The sequence below is a fragment of the Undibacterium sp. SXout20W genome (assembly GCF_049340285.1).
GTDB lineage: Bacteria > Pseudomonadota > Gammaproteobacteria > Burkholderiales > Burkholderiaceae_D > Undibacterium.
Map to the genome: position 1 here is coordinate 1 of NZ_JBMPPH010000092.1, position 2,262 is coordinate 2,262.

Below are 2,262 nucleotides of genomic sequence, written 5' to 3' on the forward strand. Positions count from 1 at the left end.
GTATGCGTCCGACAGATCCACCTAAACAATCAGTGATTTGACGAATTCAATCGCAACGGCAGCAATTCATCAATACGATTATTTTTACAGGTAGGGAGTTTTTCCAACGTATCTTTAAGCCAAGCGAGGGGTTCTATGTTGTTCGCCTTGGCGGTGGCGAGCAAACTTTGAATTGCCGCTGCGCGTTTTCCTGCCCGCTCTGATCCGGCAAACAGCCAATTCTTTTTTCCTATGGCAATGGGACGAATCGCATTCTCAATCGGATTATTATCGATAGGCAGATTGCCGCTGGCGGCATAACGCATAATCGCTGGCCAGCGCTTCAAGCTGTAATCGATGGCTTTGGCCAGGCCGCTGCCATCGGCGGTTTTTTGACGCGTCAGCAGTAACCACGCATGCATCGCTTCCAGCCTCGGCACGGCTTGTTCTCGCCGGCATTGCGCACGTTGCTCTACCGTATAGTCTTTGGCCGTGCTCTCAATGTGATACAGCTCAGCGATTCGAGCCAGTGCGTCGGCTGCCGTCGGGTGTTGATTGGCGGCATGCAGATCAAAGAATTTACGCCGCGCATGTGCCAGACAAGCAAGCTCAACGATGCCGTGACCGAATAGGGCTTTATAGCCTGAATAATCATCAACCATCAAATGGCCTCGCCAATCGGTGAGGAAAGTGCGCGCATGGCTGCCACTGCGCCCAGGCTGAAACTCAAACACGACTATCGGTGGCCCTTCGTCCAGACTATTACTGCGATACGCCCACAAGTAAGCACGCTTGGTTTTACCTTTGCCAGGATCTAATTGTTGCACCGGTGTTTCGTCAGCATGCAGCACGCTGCGTTCTTTGAGTAATTCGATCAATCGATCTACCAAAGGGTGTAAAGCGACGCCGATACGACCGATCCAGTCGGCCAATGTCGAACGAGAGATCCCCGCACCATGACGGGCGCTGATTTGTTCGATCCGGTACAGCGGTAAATGATCCAGGTATTTTTGGATGACGACCCACGCGTGCAAACCAGGAGCAGCTAAGCCACCGTCGATAATGGCCGGTGGAATGGCAGCAGCGGTCACCGTTTCGCAAGCGCGGCAAGCGTATTGCGGACGGATATGACGATGCACGAAGAACCGCGCTGGTTCGACATCGAGTTGCTCACTGATATCTTCACTGATCTGCACTAGCGCATTGCCGCATTGACCGCAGTTGCACGATTCTGGTTCGTGCCGATGCTCGATACGTGGCAGATCAAATGGTAAGGCTTTACGTCCTGTTGGCTTGGCTTTAGCGCGCGGTGCTGCTGGCGTTAATTGTTCCAGTTCTGCCTGCATGGCACTGAGGTCAGCGTCGACACATTCCGTGAACAACTCGCGCTGATCGACAGAATAGGCTTCCGTTTTTGCACCAAATTTCAGACGCTTCATGGTCGCCAACTCAAAGGTCAGTGCATTGATCTTAATGTCTTTGAACTTGATTTCAGCGGCCATCTGAGGGACTTTGGCAGCCTCTTTTTGCGATTGACTAAACTGTGCCAACAACCATGCTTCCAACGCAGGGTCGGGGTTAAATTGGGCAAGTTGAGTAGTAAATTGAGCAGTAAAATCCATTGACGTATTTTACCATTTTTCCCTATGATAAACACGTATTTTCGTCATGTTTTAGTATGAAATAAACAGTATTTTTACGCACTATTTCTATCGGTTTTATACGAGCCAGAATGCCGATGGCTGCGCACTCATTCGTCGCCAATCGATACCGCTAGTAAGCCAATGCCAATCCGCCTCATTGAGTATAAAGACTTTATCTTGACTGGTCGGCCAAATGAAACGACCTTGATGCAAACGGCGTACGCACAACCAGACGCCGGTGCCATCCCAGATCAGCAATTTAATCCGGTTGCCATTTTTATTGCGAAAGGCGTAGGCGTTGCCATCGCATGGGGCCTTGCCCAGACTTTGCTGCACATGTAAGGAGAGTCCATCCGCACCGAGCCGCATGTCGACTGGTTCAACCGCCAAATAGATTTGTGCCGGCGATAATGGAAACTTCATGGTAACTGCTGGAGTAATCGCGTCAGTGCGGGTAAATCAATTTGACCTGCAATCGTGATTTGCCAGCCCGCAGGGCTACGCAATGAAATGTCACAGCGCGCGGTAGTCATTGCCACTGGCACCATCGTGATTGGTTTGACTGGGATCGCCTTCTTCTCGGCAATGGCGAGGTTCGCGCAAACCGGTTCTTGCGTTGTGCGTGGCGCAATTGCAGGAG

3 protein-coding genes are annotated in these 2,262 nt (G+C 51.3%); all 3 read right to left on the reverse strand.

The genetic code is table 11. The features are described from left to right. Positions 1-29 precede the first annotated feature (29 nt). On the reverse strand, positions 30-1,601 hold the full coding sequence (gene tnpC, locus ACO0K1_RS20010; RefSeq protein WP_423028941.1) for an IS66 family transposase: 1,572 nt from the start codon (positions 1,599-1,601) through the stop codon (positions 30-32). A 96-nt stretch (positions 1,602-1,697) separates the two neighbouring features. Continuing rightward, the gene (gene tnpB, locus ACO0K1_RS20015; protein ID WP_423028943.1) at positions 1,698-2,045 is read right to left on the reverse strand and encodes an IS66 family insertion sequence element accessory protein TnpB; all 348 of its coding nucleotides are present in this window, start codon (positions 2,043-2,045) and stop codon (positions 1,698-1,700) included. Further along, on the reverse strand, positions 2,042-2,262 hold a 221-nt coding region (locus tag ACO0K1_RS20020; RefSeq protein ID WP_423028945.1), incomplete at its 5' end, for a hypothetical protein. The genes tnpB and ACO0K1_RS20020, both read right to left, overlap by 4 nt.